At 61.0% G+C, this 15366-nt stretch carries 15 protein-coding genes; 14 read left to right on the top strand and 1 reads right to left on the bottom strand.

Translation table 11 applies throughout. From position 1 onward, the window contains the following. Positions 1-51: 51 nt before the first annotated feature. Complete coding sequence (gene flgA, locus C7H85_RS06505) at positions 52-753, bottom strand: flagellar basal body P-ring formation chaperone FlgA (protein WP_106728907.1); 702 nt, start codon at positions 751-753, stop codon at positions 52-54. 129 nt (positions 754-882) lie between these two features. Here flgA and C7H85_RS06500 point away from each other — a divergent pair, with 129 nt between their 5' ends. From C7H85_RS06500 to C7H85_RS06435, 14 genes are all read left to right on the top strand, one after another. Then, positions 883-1797: a chemotaxis protein CheV gene (locus tag C7H85_RS06500; RefSeq protein ID WP_106728906.1), complete on the top strand. Its 915-nt coding sequence runs from the start codon at positions 883-885 to the stop codon at positions 1795-1797. 19 nt (positions 1798-1816) lie between these two features. Continuing rightward, on the top strand, positions 1817-2638 hold the full coding sequence (locus C7H85_RS06495; protein WP_106728905.1) for a CheR family methyltransferase: 822 nt from the start codon (positions 1817-1819) through the stop codon (positions 2636-2638). A 75-nt stretch (positions 2639-2713) separates the two neighbouring features. Next, entirely contained in the window at positions 2714-3115 is a 402-nt protein-coding gene (gene flgB / locus C7H85_RS06490) for a flagellar basal body rod protein FlgB (RefSeq protein ID WP_106728904.1), read from the top strand. Further along, positions 3112-3531 (top strand): flagellar basal body rod protein FlgC, encoded by a 420-nt coding sequence (gene flgC / locus C7H85_RS06485; protein WP_106728903.1) that lies wholly within the window; start codon positions 3112-3114, stop codon positions 3529-3531. The genes flgB and flgC overlap by 4 nt, the downstream gene beginning before the upstream one ends. Positions 3532-3537: 6 nt before the next feature. Beyond that, positions 3538-4236, top strand: a complete 699-nt coding sequence (locus C7H85_RS06480) for a flagellar hook assembly protein FlgD (RefSeq protein ID WP_106728902.1) — start codon at positions 3538-3540, stop codon at positions 4234-4236. Positions 4237-4247: 11 nt separating this feature from the next. Further along, positions 4248-5483 (top strand): flagellar hook protein FlgE, encoded by a 1236-nt coding sequence (gene flgE / locus C7H85_RS06475; protein ID WP_106728901.1) that lies wholly within the window; start codon positions 4248-4250, stop codon positions 5481-5483. A 386-nt stretch (positions 5484-5869) separates the two neighbouring features. After that, positions 5870-6616 (top strand): flagellar basal body rod protein FlgF, encoded by a 747-nt coding sequence (locus tag C7H85_RS06470; protein WP_106728900.1) that lies wholly within the window; start codon positions 5870-5872, stop codon positions 6614-6616. An 11-nt stretch (positions 6617-6627) separates the two neighbouring features. Beyond that, positions 6628-7416 carry a flagellar basal-body rod protein FlgG gene (gene flgG / locus C7H85_RS06465; RefSeq protein WP_106728899.1) on the top strand — a complete coding sequence of 263 codons (789 nt, stop codon included), beginning with the start codon at positions 6628-6630 and terminating at the stop codon, positions 7414-7416. 13 nt (positions 7417-7429) lie between these two features. Further along, positions 7430-8101: a flagellar basal body L-ring protein FlgH gene (gene flgH, locus C7H85_RS06460; RefSeq protein ID WP_106728898.1), complete on the top strand. Its 672-nt coding sequence runs from the start codon at positions 7430-7432 to the stop codon at positions 8099-8101. Positions 8102-8276: 175 nt separating this feature from the next. Continuing rightward, entirely contained in the window at positions 8277-9380 is a 1104-nt protein-coding gene (locus C7H85_RS06455; RefSeq protein WP_425445060.1) for a flagellar basal body P-ring protein FlgI, read from the top strand. 314 nt (positions 9381-9694) lie between these two features. After that, entirely contained in the window at positions 9695-10675 is a 981-nt protein-coding gene (flgJ, locus tag C7H85_RS06450) for a flagellar assembly peptidoglycan hydrolase FlgJ (RefSeq protein WP_106728897.1), read from the top strand. Between the two features lie 9 nt (positions 10676-10684). Then, entirely contained in the window at positions 10685-12634 is a 1950-nt protein-coding gene (gene flgK / locus C7H85_RS06445) for a flagellar hook-associated protein FlgK (protein WP_245879590.1), read from the top strand. A 9-nt stretch (positions 12635-12643) separates the two neighbouring features. Further along, positions 12644-13876 (top strand): flagellar hook-associated protein FlgL, encoded by a 1233-nt coding sequence (gene flgL / locus C7H85_RS06440; protein WP_106728896.1) that lies wholly within the window; start codon positions 12644-12646, stop codon positions 13874-13876. Between the two features lie 231 nt (positions 13877-14107). Continuing rightward, complete coding sequence (locus tag C7H85_RS06435; protein WP_106728895.1) at positions 14108-15274, top strand: nucleotide sugar dehydrogenase; 1167 nt, start codon at positions 14108-14110, stop codon at positions 15272-15274. The last annotated feature ends 92 nt before the right edge of the window (positions 15275-15366 follow it).

The following is a 15366-nucleotide window of genomic DNA, read 5'->3' as shown; positions in this document are numbered from 1 at the left end:
CTGCTGCATTACCCACGGTATCGGCGCAGCCCGCGATAACTTTAGCAGAAATTACAGCCTGACCCGCACCACGCCGGAGGCGGTGACCCGGGCACTGATTTCGCGGCCGGAGTTCAGGTTGCGGATGCGGATACTGTCGTTGAACGAGCCGTCTTCCTGGGCCAGGCCCTCGGTTTTAATCGACAGGCTCCCCGTTTCGGCCAGGATCATCACCTTGTCGCCCTTGCACACCACGCACAGCTGGCTGCTGCGGATCGGTTGGCCGGGACGCAGATCCCGCTTGTTGCGGGTGCCGATAAGCTGGTTGGGATCGCTGAACACATCGCCGCGCAGCAGCACTTCGTCCTGGTAGTCGACCCGCAGGTGCTGTGCCTGCAGCAGGGTATTGCGGGCGACCGGATCGGCCGCCGTCACCACCGGCTTGAGAATTTTCACCCGTACCGGCACGAACAGCTCCCAGCCGGGCTGCTCATGGCATTGCAGGTAAACATGGGTGTTGCGCCGTACTTCGCCGTCGCCGCGAATGTCGGCGGTGAGCTTGCCCAGGCACTCGGTCAGGGGCAGGCGGGTATCGATGCTGGCCGCGGCCACTTCCAGCCGGTCGTGCTCGGCCACCGGCACGAAGTCCCGGACATAATCTTCCGCATAGTGGCGGATGCTGTCCTGCACCGACGACTGGGCCTGGGCGGGCGCGGCGGCCGCCAACAGGAGCCCCAGCCATGCTTTGCAGGGCGGGAAAATACCGTTAAACATCACTACCTCATCGCCGATAAAGAACGTAAGCTGGCCACTTATGGCGCTTAATCCACACGGATGCTAAGCTAACAGCGCATCGATAAATTCAAGCATAAAGCATGCCACGACGTAAATGGAGACACTGGAATGGCGGGGATACTCGACTCGGTAAACCAAAGAACACAGCTCGTCGGCCAGAACCGGCTCGAACTGTTGCTATTCAAACTTAACGGCCGTCAAAGATTTGGCATCAACGTGTTCAAGGTCAAGGAAGTACTGCAGTGCCCGGCATTAACCGCCCTGCCCCAGCGCCATCCGGTGATCAAGGGTGTGGCCAGCATCCGCGGACAGACCATCTCCATCATCGACCTGAGCAAGGCCATGGGCGGCAGGCCCACCGAGCTGACCGACAACTGCTTCGCCATCATCTCCGAATACAACCGCTCGGTGCAGGGGTTCCTGGTCAATTCGGTGGAGCGGATCATCAACGTCAACTGGGAGTCGATACTGCCGCCGCCCAAGGGAGCCGGCCGCCTGAATTACATGACGGCGGTCACCGAGATAGACGGCGAGCTGGTCGAGATCCTTGATGTGGAAAAAATCCTGGACGAAATCTCCCCCGCCAGCACCCGGGTCAATGCGGATATCGTCGAGCAGCTCTCCCACCTGGAGCAGGGCCAGCACAAGCCGATCCTGATCGCCGACGACTCCTCGGTGGCCCGCCGGCAGATACAAAAGGCCATCGCCTCCATCGGGATGGAATGCATCGTGACGGAAAATGGCCGCCAGGCGCTGAACAAGCTGCGGGAGATGGCCGGCGAGGGCCCCATTACCGAGCAGTTGTCGATGGTGATTTCCGATGTGGAAATGCCCGAGATGGACGGCTATACCCTGACCGCCGAGATCCGCAGCGACGCCAAGCTCCGGGACCTGCACGTGATCCTGCACACCTCCCTGAGCGGAGTCTTCAACAAGGCGCTGGTGGAAAAGGTGGGGGCCAACAATTTCATTGCCAAGTTTCAACCCGATGAGCTGGCCTCGGCCGTTAAAAGTGCCCTGTGATGAGGCGTGAATTCTGCGGATGAAAAACTTCACCGACGAGCAGTACAAGGCGTTTTGCCAGTTTCTCGAAACCCATACCGGCATCGTGCTGGGGGAGAGCAAGCAATATCTGGTGAAAAGCCGGCTGTCGCCATTGCTGAATCGCTTTGGCATCGAATCGCTGGGCGAGCTGCTCGGCCGTTCCATGTTGGTGCGGGAGCGGGAGCTGAAAACCGCGGTCATCGATGCCATGACCACCAATGAAACCCTGTGGTTCCGGGATGTCTACCCTTTCACCCTGCTCGCCGAGCGGCTCTTTCCCGAACTGGCCCGGCCCGGCAAGGGCCTGAAAATCTGGTCGGCGGCCTGCTCTTCCGGTCAGGAGCCCTATTCCATCGCCATGACCGCCCTGGAGTACCAGGCCCGGCGGCCGGGCTCCTTGCCGGGGCTGCAAATTCTTGCCACCGACATTTCCAGCAACATGCTGGAAATGAGCAAGGCCGGCATCTACGACAGCCTGTCCCTGGCGCGCGGTCTATCGCCCGAGCGCCGGAGCCAGTTTTTTACGCCGCTGACCGATGGCAAGATGCAGCTGCAGCCGAGGGTACGCAACATGGTGAACTTTCGCCCTTTCAACTTGCTCGACGGCTACGGCGTACTGGGCAAGTTCGACCTGATATTCTGCCGTAACGTATTGATTTACTTCTCTCCTGAAAATAAATCCAAGATCCTCAACCAGTTTGCCGGCGCCCTTAATTCCGGCGGCTACCTGCTGCTGGGGGCGTCCGAATCCCTGACCGGCCTGTCCGATCGCTTCGAGATGATCCGCTGCAGCCCCGGCATTATCTACCGTCTTAAATAGCCCTGATTGGCACATATTTTGCTTTTGTTTAGGCACTGGCAACGGGCCTAAGTCAGCATCAGGCAGGAGGTGTGTGTGGCGATATCGTTCGACAAGGCATTCGGTGTGCACCAGCATGCGCTGGTCGCGCGCTCCGAGCGTGCCGAATTGCTGGCCGGCAACCTGGCCAATGCCGATACCCCGGGCTACAAGGCGAAAGACATGGACTTCCAGGCGGCGCTCAGCCAGGCCCAGAACAACCAGAACTTTTCCCTGAATCGCACCCACATGCAACATTTTGCCGTGGAGCTTGCCCCCCCCGGCACCGTGCAATATCGGGTACCGACCCAGCCCGATACCGGCGACGGTAACACCGTGGATGTGCAGGCCGAGCGCAACGGTTACATGGAAAACGCCCTGCAGTATCAGGCCTCCCTGGAATTTCTCAACAGCAAGATCAGCGGCTTGATGAAGGCCATAAAAGGAGACTCGATGTGAGCCTTTTCAAGGTATTTGATATATCCGGCAGTGCCCTGAGCGCCCAGTCGGTGCGCCTGAACACCACCGCCAGCAACCTGGCCAACGCCGACAGCGTCAGCTCCAGCATCAACGAGACCTACCGCGCGCGCAAGCCGGTCTTTGCCGCCGACCTGGACCAGGCGCTGTCGGACCGTCAGGAAAGCGTCGGCGTCAAAATCATGGGCATCGTCGAGACCAACAAACCATTGCAGAAAGAGTTTCGCCCCGATCATCCGATGGCGGACGCGGAAGGCTTTATCTACAAGCCCAACGTCAATGTGGTAGAGGAGATGACCGATATGCTCAGTGCCTCGCGCAATTACCAGACCAATGTGCAGGTGGCCGACGCCGCCAAGCAGATGCTGCAGCAGACCCTGCGCCTGGGCAAGGGGTAAGGACGGATGCAGGTCAATAACGATTATCTCAACGGCCTCAAGTGGCCCGGGGAGCAGAGCCCGGCGGACAAGGCGGCGGACAACAGCAAGGCCCAGTTGGATCAGGAGGATTTTTTCGCCCTGCTGACCCAGCAACTGGCCTATCAGGATCCCTTCAAGCCGGCCGACAACTCGCAGATGATCTCCCAGATGACGTCTTTTTCCACCGCCGACGGCATCAACAACATGACGGCACAGTTGAGCGGCCTGAACGAGGTGATGACCTCCAACCAGGCGCTACAGGCCTCCAGCCTGGTGGGGCAGAAGGTGCTGGTGCCCAGCGATCTGACCTACTGGGACGGCACCGAGGCGATGGATGCCATCGCCGTCACCGGTGAGGGGGCGGATAACGTCCGTATCCGCATCGAAGACGAAAAGGGGCAGCTGGTCCGGGACATTACCCTGGAAGGTCCCCAGCGTGGCAATGTGCCCTTTAGCTGGGATGGCCTGGACAACGGCGGACAGCCGGCACCCACGGGCCGTTACAAGATCAGGGTGAATGGTCTCATCGGCAATCAGCGCGAAGATCTCAACGCCCTGGCCTTTGCCAGGGTGGACAGCGTGACGCTGGGCAGTGCCGAGAGCCCGACCCTGGTCAATTTATCCGGTTTAGGCGGCTTGCCGCTGAATCAGGTCTTGGAAATCGCCAGCCGCAAGGTTGGGTAAGGAGTAACGACATGTCTTTCACTATTGCCCTGAGTGGTGTCAACGCAGCCCAGAAAGATCTGGATGTCACCGCCAACAACATCGCCAACGTCAATACCATCGGTTTCAAGGAGTCCCGGGCCGAGTTTGCCGACGTTTATGCCAACTCTATTTTTGCCAACACCAAGACCCAGTCGGGCAGCGGCGTGCAAACGGCGGCGGTGGCCCAGCAATTTCATCAGGGAGCCCTGCAATTCACCAACAATTCGCTGGACATGGCGATCAACGGCAGCGGCTTCTTTGTAATGTCCAATGAACTGGGATCCCTGGATCGCACCTATAGCCGGGCCGGCGCCTTCAAGCTGAACGATCAGGGCTTCGTGGTCAACTCCCAGGGTAATTACCTGCAGGTGTTCGAAGCCAACAGCGATGGCACGCCGGCGGGGCTGGCGCTGAACTCCACCCAGGCGCTGCGCATTCCTGAGCGGGTCGGGGCGCCCCAGATGACCGAAAACGTTAATCTGAGCATCAACTTGCCGGCCGGCGCCGAGGAGCCGACAGCGGCTTTTAGCCGCGGTGATTCCGACACTTACAATGCTTCCACCTCTTCCACTGTCTATGACTCACTGGGTGAGGCGCATACCCTGACCAAGTACTTCATCAAGACCGATACCAATGAATGGCAGGTTCAGGTTTTTGTTGATGATGAAACGGTGGCGACGGCGACTGAAACCCTGACCTTCGATACCAGTGGCAATGTTACCGCACCGCTTCCGACCGAACTGACTACTGCGGCATTGGGCTTTACCAACGGCTCTGACCCTGCTCAGGCGGTCACGGTCCAGTTTGATGAAATCACCCTGTTCTCGTCACCCTTCGAAGTCTCCGCTATTGAGCAGGATGGCAGCACAGTGGGGCGGTTGACCAAGGTGGACGTGGGGACCGACGGGGCGGTCAGGGCGACGTACAGCAACGGCACCACCGAAACCCTGGGGATAGTGGCCATGGCCCGTTTCTCCAACGAACAGGGCCTGACCCAGATCGGCGATACCCAGTGGCGGGAGTCCCAGTTGTCCGGCGAGGCGGTTGCCGGGCAACCCAATACCGGGGTACTGGGCAAGATCAGCGTGGCGTCGCTGGAGCAGTCCAACACCAACCTGACCGGTGAACTGGTCGACCTGATCACCGCCCAGCGCAACTTCCAGGCCAACTCCCGGGCACTGGAGGTCAACAGTACCCTGCAGCAGACCATACTGCAGATACGGTAACGATTAGAATCTGGATGCTGGATGCTGGAAGCCAGAAGCGGGAAGAAAACCCCGGTGCCGAAAGGCGTCGGGGTTTTCCTTCTTAACCCATTGACAAACCTTGGTATTACTCTGTAGCCACTCCCGCTCTCTTTCCCGTCACTCCCGCAGGCGGGAGTCCAGGTGTTGGGCACCGATGTGGTGTTGGCGTTCTGGATCTCCGCCTTCGTGGGGATGACAGCATAGGGGGCGGAGATGACGGCTATTGAACAGCGGCGTTGAAGGGAGGGTTTCTGGCGAAAGTAGGGTTATGGGTATTGGCTTTCCCCCGTCGCCCCATCCTTCCAGCTGGCATTTTTCTTGCATTTAATTTCGTCATTACCGCTCAGCCAACGAACGGAGCTGAAATGGATCACCTGCTTTATATCGCCATGTCGGGCGCCAAGGAAAACATGCACAGCGTGGCCCTGCGCGCCAACAACCTGGCCAATGCCAACACCACCGGCTTTCGCGCCGATCTGGAACAGGCCCGCGCCATGCAGGCCTTCGGCGAGGGGCTGCCGAGCCGGGTGTTCGCCATGACCGAACGGCCGGGGCAAAATTTTGCCGCCGGCCCCATCCAGACCACGGGACGGGAACTTGACGTGGCCATCGCCGGCGACGGATGGCTGGCGGTGGAGTCGAAGGACGGCAGCGAAGCCTACACCCGCAACGGCAGCCTGATGCTGTCGCCGGAAGGCCTGCTGCAGACCGGCAACGGCCTCAACGTACTGGACGACAACGGCGACCCCATCTTTTTGCCGCTGCCGCTGGAAAAGCTGGAGATCAACAAGGACGGCACCCTCTTTGCCCGGCTGGAAGGAGAGCCGGCCAACGGCGGCGAAGATCTGCAGCGGATCAAGACGGTGCTGCCGGATAACGGCGACATCGAGAAGGGGCTGGATGGCCTGTTTCGCCGCAAGGACGGCGAGGCAGAGCCGCCTTCGGCCCAGGTGGAACTGATTGCCGGCGCCCTCGAGGGCAGCAACGTCAATCCCATCGCGGAAATGACCCACCTGATCGATCTGCAGCGGCGCTTCGAAACCCAGCTCAAGATGATGAGCCACGCCGAAGAAAATGACAAAGCCCATGACCAGTTGTTGCGCATCGGCTAACGGAGAGCGACATGAACCCAGCATTGTGGATTAGCAAGACCGGCCTCGACGCCCAGCAGACCAATATTTCGGTCACTTCCAACAACCTGGCCAACGCCAGCACGGTAGGATTCAAGAAAGGGCGGGCCATCTTTGAAGACCTGCTGTACCAGAACATCCACCAGCCCGGCGGCCGAGCCACCGCCGACACCGACCTGCCTTCCGGCCTGATGCTGGGTGCGGGCTCCAAGGTGGTGGCGACCCAGAAAACCTTTACCCAGGGCAGCGTGCAGACCACCGACAACGCGCTCGACATCATGATCGACGGCCGCGGCTTTTTCGAGGTGCTGTTGCCCGACGGCAACATCGGCTACACCCGCAACGGCCAGTTCGCCCTCAACGATGAAGGGGTGATCGTCACCCCCGGCAACGGCTACCCGCTGCAGCCGGAAATGCAGATCCCGGAAAATGCCCAGAGCATCAGCGTGGCCACCAACGGCGAAGTGTCGGTGCAGATTGCCGGCCAGGCCGAAGCCCAGGTCATCGGCCAGCTGATCGTCACCGACTTCGCCAACCCGGCCGGCTTGCAGCCGAAAGGGGAGAACCTCTACCTGGAGACCCAGTCCAGCGGCGCGCCGCTGCAGGGCATTGCCGGGGCCGACGGTTTTGGCGCCCTGAAGCAGGGCATGCTGGAGAGCTCCAACGTCAACGTCACCGAGGAGCTGGTCAACCTGATCCAGGCCCAGCGGGTCTATGAAATGAATTCCAAGGTCATCTCGGCGGTGGATGACATGCTGGCCTACGTGAACCAGCAGCTGTAACGGGGGATTGACGATGCGATCTGTGCCGGTTGTCCTGGCCATGCTGCTGGCGGGCTGCGCTTCCACGCCCTATACCCCCAAGCCGGACGATCCGGCGTACGCCCCGGTGATCCCGGTGTCCCAGCAGGCGATGCTGGAGCCCAACGGCGCCATTTACCAGGACACCTATGCCAACAACCTGTATTCCGATATCAAGGCGCACCGGGTGGGGGACATCATCACCATCGATCTGTCCGAATCGACCCGGGCGCAGAAGCGGGCCACTACCCAGCAGGGCAAGGACTCCAGCCTGGGCATCAACCCGCTCAGCCTGGGCGGGGTGCCGGTGAACATCGGCGGTTATCCGATTTCCGCCGAGATGTCGAGCAACAACGAATTCGACGGCCAGGCCAACACCAACCAGAGCAACAGCCTGCAGGGCAGCATCACGGTGAGCGTGGCCCAGGTACTGCCCAACGGCAACCTGGCGGTACAGGGCGAGAAATGGCTGATGCTGAACACCGGCGAGGAGTATGTGCGCATTACCGGCATGGTCCGGCCGCAGGACATTGGCCCCGACAACAGGGTGGAATCGACCCGGGTGGCCAACGCGCGGATCTACTACGGCGGCACCGGGGATTTCGCCAATACCCAGAGCCGCGGCTGGCTGGCCCAGTTCTTCAACAGCCCCTGGTTTCCGTTTTAAGGGCAACTTGAAGCTGGAAGAAAAACCACTGTGCTTGCGGGCCGGGGCCGTAGGATCGAATTTATTCGACCACCTGATGCAAGGTTTGTATCTGAGCCGTAGGGTCGAATTTATTCGACCAGCCGAGTGAATGGATGTGCCCAACAGTACTTATGCCCTTTGAGGGAGTGAATAGATGAAACCATTTACCGCTTTGCTGATGAGCCTGCTGTTGCTGCCGGCCCTGATGACGCCGGCCCAGGCCGCGCGTATCAAGGATATCAGCTCGGTAGCCGGGGTCCGTGCCAACCAGCTGGTGGGCTACGGCCTGGTGGTGGGCCTGCCCGGCACCGGCGAACGCAACAACGCCTTTGCCCAGCAGACCTTTCGTACCATGCTCAACAACTTCGGTATCACGGTGCCGGAAAACGTGCGGCCCAAGATGAACGACGTGGCGCCGGTGGCGGTGCATGCCGAGCTGCCGCCCTTCGCTAAGCCGGGCCAGACCATCGACATCACCGTCTCCGCCATCGGCGAGGCCAAGAGCCTGCGCGGCGGCACCCTGTTGCAGACTTTCCTCAAGGGGGTGGACGGCCGGGTCTACGCCCTGGCCCAGGGCAGCCTGGTGGTCGGCGGCCTGGGTGCAGAAGGGGCCGACGGCTCCTCCATCATGATCAATACCCCCACGGTGGGACGGATTCCCGGCGGGGCCATGGTCGAGCGGGAGGTGGCCAACTCCTTCTCCCGGGGGGACACCATCACCTTCAACCTGAACCGGCCCGACTTCACCACCGCCAAGCGCATGGCCGAGGTGATCAACGATCTGGTCGGCCCCAACAGCGCCCAGGCGCTGGACGCCACCTCGGTGCAGGTGTACGCGCCCCGGGATCCGGGCCAGCGGGTGAGTTACCTGTCCAGCCTGGAAAACCTGACCGTGGACGTGGCCGACGAAGCCGCCAAGATCATCGTCAACTCCCGCACCGGTACCGTGGTCATCGGCCAGCAGGTTCAGCTCAAGCCCGCCGCCATTACCCACGGCGGGCTTATCATCACCATTTCCGAAAACCCGCAGGTGTCCCAGCCGAATGCCCTAGCCGGCGGCGAAACCGTGGTGGTGCCCAACACCACCATCAACGTGGAACAGCAGGACGGGCGCATGTTCAAGCTGGATACCGGTACCACCCTGGATGACCTGGTGCGGGCGGTCAACCAGGTGGGCGTAGCCCCCGGCGATCTGGTGGCGATACTGGAAGCGCTGCGCCAGGCCGGCGCCATCCAGGGCGAGCTGGTGATTATTTAAAGCGAGACCGGCCCGTAGGGTCCAATTTATTGGACCAAAAAATCGGTCGATTGAAATCGACCCTACGACAAGGCATGCCCGCGACCGGCCCGTAGGGTCCAATTTATTGGACCAAAAAATCGGTCGATTGAAATCGACCCTATGACAAGGCTTACCTGCGACCGGCCCGTAGGGTCCAATTTATTGGACCAAAAAGAGTCGGTCGATTGAAATCGACCCTACGACAAGGCATGCCCGCGACCGGCCTGCCGGGTCCCATTTATTGGACCAAAAAAGGCCTGGGTTTAACCAAGCCAAACGGACGGATGTAAGGTATGAAAGCTATCGACTCGTTTCAGAACAGCCTGCTGGTCAACGATCTGCAGGGGCTGGACCGGCTGCGCCAGCAGTCCTTCGAGGATGACCGCGGCAAGGCGCTGGATGAAGCTGCCCGCCAGTTCGAGAGCCTCTTTACCCAGCAGCTGTTCAAGTCCATGCGCGAGGCCAACCGGGTGTTTGAGGCCGACAGCCCGATGAACAGTCGCTATACCCAGTTCTACCAGGATATGCACGACGAACAGATGACCGCCGAGCTGAGTCGCCAGGGCAGCCTGGGGCTGGCGGATCTGGTGGTCAAACAACTGGGCGGGGAAGAGGCGGCCGGGGCGCCCCAGGCCCGGCATTTCGATCTGGCCGACGTGCGCCGGGTGTCCGGCAAGACCATTCGCCCGCCCAAACGGGAAGACGGTGAAGGCGCGCCCGAGCAGGCCAGGCCGCCGCTGCGGGCCGCGGCAGAGGAGGCCGCACCCGCGAACAGGGTGACCCACAGCGCCGCCGAGCCGTTCCGCTCGCCGGAGGAGTTCGTCCGGCGGCTGCTGCCGGCCGCCACCGAGGCCGGCAAGCGGCTCGGCCTGGCGCCGGAAGCCATGCTGGCCCAGGCGGCGCTGGAAACCGGCTGGGGCAAGAAGATCATCGGCAGAAAAAATGGCGACTCCAGCCATAATCTTTTCGGCATCAAGGCCGATAAAAGCTGGCAGTCGGAAAAAACCTGGGTCAACACCCTGGAATATGAACAGGGGATCGCGGTCAAGGTGCAGGCGCCGTTTCGCTCTTATGCCTCCTTTAACGACAGCTTTAACGATTACGTGCAGTTTCTGCATGACAACCCTCGCTACGGCAAGGCATTGCAGCAAACCGGTTCGCCCCGACAGTATTTTCAGGCGCTGCAGCAGGCCGGTTACGCCACCGACCCCAAATACGCCGATAAATTGACGTCGATTTTCAATACCGTTACCCGGCTGGCAGCCCAAGCATAAGGACACACCATGGCCATCGACATGTATCAAACCGGCGTCAGCGGCCTGCTGGCGGCCCAGTCGCAACTGGCGACCACCGGTCATAACATCGCCAACGTGAACACCGAGGGCTACAGCCGCCAGCGGGTGGAGCAGTTGGCCACCGACAGCCTGTATTCCGGCGGCCAGTTCTACGGCACCGGCACCAAGGTCAGCGACGTCACCCGTCTGTACCAGGAATACGCCTTTCGTGACGTGCTGATCAACAACACCGAAAAAGCCGGTGCCGAGGCGCTGTACAACCACCTCAGCTTCCTCGACAAGAGCCTGACCAATGTCAACACCGGCATCTCCTCCAGCCTGGATGATCTGTACAGCGCCATCAGCGCGGTGGTGGACAACCCCGGCAACCTGGGCAACCGTGACCTGATGCTGACCAACGCCGGGGACGTGGCCAACTATTTCAACGAGCTGTACAGCGCCCTGGATCAGGAAATGAACATCAAGAACCGGGATATCAGCTCCCGGGCCGATCACGTCACCACCCTGGCGGCGGGCATTGCCGAGCTGAACCAGCAGATCGTGAACGCGGGGCAGCACGGCAACCCCAACGACCTGCTGGATCAACGGGACCGGCTGATCCAGAAGCTCGGCCAGGAGGTGCATATCACCACGGTCAAAGACAGCAAGGGCATGGTGTCGGTGATGCTGGGCGGGCGCGAGCCCCTGGTGGCCGGCAACCAGGCCTTCACCCTCGAGGCCCGGCCCGGCTCCCCGGATCAGCAGCAGACCGAGCTGTATCTGAGCAACCCCAGGCAACCGGATTTCAGCACCCGGCTCAAGGGCGGCAACCTGGGCGGCGAGCTGGGCGCTCTGTTCAGCTACCGGGATCAGATCCTGGGCCCGACCCTGAGCGAGATGGGCAAGACCGCCCTGGGCATTGCCGATGCCTTCAACGATATTCAGCGTCAGGGGGTGGATCTGAACGGCAACCCCGGGCTCGACCTGTTCAACGACATCAACGCCCCGGATGCCCAGGCCCGGCGCTTTTACAGTGACAACGCCGGGGTGGCGGGGGCGGTGGAGATCACCGATACCGGCGCCCTCACCGGCGGTGAATACCAGCTTAAATACCAGGCCAACGGGGACTATGTGTTTACCGATATGGTCACCGGCACCCAGACCACCGTGGCTGCCGCCGATATCGGTGCCGACGGCAAGATCAGCCCCGAAGGGCTGGGATTCAGCCTGACACTGACGGAAACGCCACCCGGCTCGCTCGCCCCGGGCGACGAGATGCTGGTCCGGCCCAGCCGGCAGGGTGCCAGCGACTTCAAGGTGAACCTCAACACCGGTGACCAGATAGCGGCGTCCAGCCGGCTGATGGCCAGCCCCAACGGCGACAACACCGGCACCGCCAACCCCGGCGTCTCCCTGACCGACGGCACCCCGGCCCTGGCCGACGCGGACTATCCGCTGACCCTGAAGGTGGAAGACGACGGCGCCGGCGGCCTGGTATACAACGTGCTCGACCAGGGCGGCGCCAGCCTGTTCAGCGGGGTGCCCGACGCCGACGGCAACATCGCCTTCAACGACGTGCAGATCAGCCTGAATGGCGAGGCCGAGTTGTTCGACCAGTTCCAGATCAAGGCCGCCGCCGGCTCGGGCAATAACACCAACGCCCTGGCCTTTGCCGAGCTGCAGAACAGGAAATGGCTCAACAACGGCAAGTCGACGGTGACCGACAGCCTGAACCAGACCACCGTCGGCATCGGCAGCCTGACCTACAACCAGAAGGTAAAGGCCCAGGCGGCCGGGGTGGCTTATGAACAATCCCACGATCGCATGCTGTCCACCTCCGGGGTCAACCTGGACGAGGAAGCCGCCAACCTGCTGCGTTTCCAGCAATCCTACATGGCGGCCGCCAGGGTGGTGACGGTGGCCAGTGAAACCATGAACACATTACTGCAGATACGTTAAGGAGCCATGATGCGGGTAGCCAGCTTTCAGTTTATCCAGCGTAACCTGAACAACATCAGCGGCCGTACCTCCGAGGCCAACCAGCAACTGGCCCAGATGTCGTCCGGCAAACGGGTGGAATACGCCAGTGATGATCCGGTGTCGGCCAACGGCATCCTCAACTACAAGCAGGAGCTGCGTAAGCTAGACCAGTATCAGAACAACATCAATCTGGCCGAAAACCGGCTGCGCCGGGAAGAGTGGGCCCTGGGCAGTGCCGAGAACATCACCCAGCAGGTCAAGGAGATCATGCTGGGCGCCAACAACCCGGCGATGACCCAGCAGGAGCGCGACGCCTACGGGGTGGAGCTGCAGAACCGCATCGACGAGCTGCTGGACCTGGCCAACACCCAGGATGAATTCGGCCAGTATATTTTCGGCGGCTTCCAGACCGATACCGCCCCCTTTACCCGCCAGTCCGACGGCAGCGTGGTCTATTCCGGCGACAGCGGCCAGCGCGACATGGCGGTGGGCGACAACGTCAAGGTGGGGCTCAACCACGACGGTGAGCTGGTGTTCGGCGGAGTGCCCAATCCGCGCGGCGATTTCACCGTGCGCTACGATCTGGTCGACAATGATCGCAGCGATCACCTGCGGGTGGAGCGGGCCCACATCGATGACAAGGCCGCCTTTACCGACGCCCATCCCTATACCCTGAGCTTTGCCGACGGCGCCACCCCCGGCGAGCTGGAGGTCACCATCACCGACAAGGACGGCAATGTCAGTGCCCCCGTGGTCTATCAGCCGGGAACACCGCTGACCGTGGACGGGGTGGAGATCACCGTCAAGGGGGAGGCGGCCGCCGGTGACGAGGTGACTTTGTCGTCCGCGGTCAGCGACGGCACCGGGCAGGATCTGCGGGATGTGTTCGAGGTGCTCAACCGGGCCAAGGACTGGCTGGCCAGCGATGGCCATAACCCCACCGGCCAGAGCGAACTGATCGACGTGCTGGACGAACTGGACGCCATGGCCGGCCACTTTACCCGGGTTCGGGCCGACACCGGCAACCGCATGCAGCGGCTGGACAACCAGAAGCTGACCCACGAAGATATGTCGCTGACCCTGGAAAAGCTGCGCGGCGGCATGGAGGATCTGGACTACGCCAAGGCCACCGGCGAGTTCAGCCAGACCATGGTGGCGCTGCAGGCCACCCAGAGCATGTTCGGCAAGGTACAGAACATGAGTTTGTTCAACTATATCTGACACGCAGACGCGATGCGTTGGCTGTAGGGTCTACGTTAGTCGACCGAACCGGGCGCCAATTTTCTTTCGCTCCTGCATTCCGTGTGGGAGCGAGAAATAAGATATGCCGATCTGCGTGGCCCCATGGTCCGGTGATACACAATTGCAAAGATTGGCCTGTACCATTGAAATGGGCAGCAAGGTCGTGATAACACGGCTGATGGTACCGTTCCCTGTTCAGAGAGGTGAAGGATGAAAATTGCGGTTGTGGGCGCGGGCTTTGTCGGCCTGGCCAATGCCATGTTGCTGGCCCAGCATAACGAGGTGGTGCTGCTCGACATCCTCCCGGAGAAGGTGGCGCTGCTGAACGATCGCCGCTCCCCCCTGCTGGATCCGGATATCAGCGATTTTCTGCAGCACAAGGCCATCAACTTCCGGGCGACCACCAGCAAGGAAGAGGCTTACCACGGCGCCGAGGTTGTGATTATCGCCACCCCCACCGATTACGACCCGCAAAGCAATTATTTCAACACCCGCAGCGTGGAACGGGTGGTGGGAGACGTAATGGCCCTCAACCCGCGGGCGCTGATGGTGATCAAGTCGACCGTGCCGGTGGGTTTTACCCGGTGCCTGCAAGAACACACCGGCAGCGGCAATATCCTCTTTTCACCGGAATTCCTGCGCGAGGGCAGGGCATTGCACGACAACCTGTACCCCTCCCGCATCATAGTGGGCGAACAGTCGGCACGGGCGGAGCGGTACGCCCGGTTGCTACTGCAGGGCGCGGTAACAAAGGATGTGCCCGTGCTGTATACCAACAGTACCGAGGCCGAGGCGGTCAAGCTGTTTTCCAATACCTACCTGGCCATGCGGGTGGCCTACTTCAATGAACTGGACAGTTACGCCGAAAGCCATGGCCTGAACAGCCGTCAGATCATCGAAGGGGTCTGCCTGGATCCGCGCATCGGCCACCACTACAACAACCCCAGCTTCGGCTACGGCGGCTACTGCCTGCCCAAGGACACCAAACAGCTGCTGGCCAATTATCAGAGTGTGCCCAACAACCTTATCCGGGCCATTGTGGAGGCCAACACCACCCGCAAGGATTTTATTGCCAACGCCATTATCAGCAAAAATCCCGGCGTGGTGGGCATTTACCGCCTGGTGATGAAGGCCGGCTCCGACAACTTCCGCGCTTCCGCCATCCAGGGGGTGATGAAGCGGATCAAGGCCAAGGGGATAGCGGTGATAGTGTACGAGCCCGCGCTGCAACAGGATGAATTCTACCGCTCCCGGGTGGTGAACGATCTCGACAAGTTCAAGCAACAGGCGGATATCATCATCGCCAACCGGCCCTCGGCGGAGCTGCGGGACGTGGCGGACAAGGTCTATACCCGGGACTTGTTTGGGAGTGATTGATGGAGCACGAGGGCCTGGTAATACAGCCCTTGTTGTTGGTTAGATATATCAGGCTCTATGATTATCATTCAGATTGTTGTTGAAGGGAGATG

Origin of the sequence: Zobellella endophytica, assembly GCF_003012775.1 — a bacterium.
Lineage (GTDB): Bacteria > Pseudomonadota > Gammaproteobacteria > Enterobacterales > Aeromonadaceae > Oceanimonas > Oceanimonas endophytica.
The sequence above is the reverse complement of the archived record's forward strand: the minus strand, read 5'-3'. Positions and strand labels throughout refer to the sequence as shown.

Coding starts and splice junctions, on each gene's coding strand:
- flgA (WP_106728907.1), bottom strand. CDS start 753: ATGTTTAACGGTATTTTCCCGCCCTGCAAAGCATGGCTGGGGCTCCTG.
- C7H85_RS06500 (WP_106728906.1), top strand. CDS start 883: ATGGCGGGGATACTCGACTCGGTAAACCAAAGAACACAGCTCGTCGGC.
- C7H85_RS06495 (WP_106728905.1), top strand. CDS start 1,817: ATGAAAAACTTCACCGACGAGCAGTACAAGGCGTTTTGCCAGTTTCTC.
- C7H85_RS06480 (WP_106728902.1), top strand. CDS start 3,538: ATGCAGGTCAATAACGATTATCTCAACGGCCTCAAGTGGCCCGGGGAG.
- flgE (WP_106728901.1), top strand. CDS start 4,248: ATGTCTTTCACTATTGCCCTGAGTGGTGTCAACGCAGCCCAGAAAGAT.
- C7H85_RS06470 (WP_106728900.1), top strand. CDS start 5,870: ATGGATCACCTGCTTTATATCGCCATGTCGGGCGCCAAGGAAAACATG.
- flgG (WP_106728899.1), top strand. CDS start 6,628: ATGAACCCAGCATTGTGGATTAGCAAGACCGGCCTCGACGCCCAGCAG.
- flgH (WP_106728898.1), top strand. CDS start 7,430: ATGCGATCTGTGCCGGTTGTCCTGGCCATGCTGCTGGCGGGCTGCGCT.
- C7H85_RS06455 (WP_425445060.1), top strand. CDS start 8,277: ATGAAACCATTTACCGCTTTGCTGATGAGCCTGCTGTTGCTGCCGGCC.
- flgJ (WP_106728897.1), top strand. CDS start 9,695: ATGAAAGCTATCGACTCGTTTCAGAACAGCCTGCTGGTCAACGATCTG.
- flgK (WP_245879590.1), top strand. CDS start 10,685: ATGGCCATCGACATGTATCAAACCGGCGTCAGCGGCCTGCTGGCGGCC.
- flgL (WP_106728896.1), top strand. CDS start 12,644: ATGCGGGTAGCCAGCTTTCAGTTTATCCAGCGTAACCTGAACAACATC.
- C7H85_RS06435 (WP_106728895.1), top strand. CDS start 14,108: ATGAAAATTGCGGTTGTGGGCGCGGGCTTTGTCGGCCTGGCCAATGCC.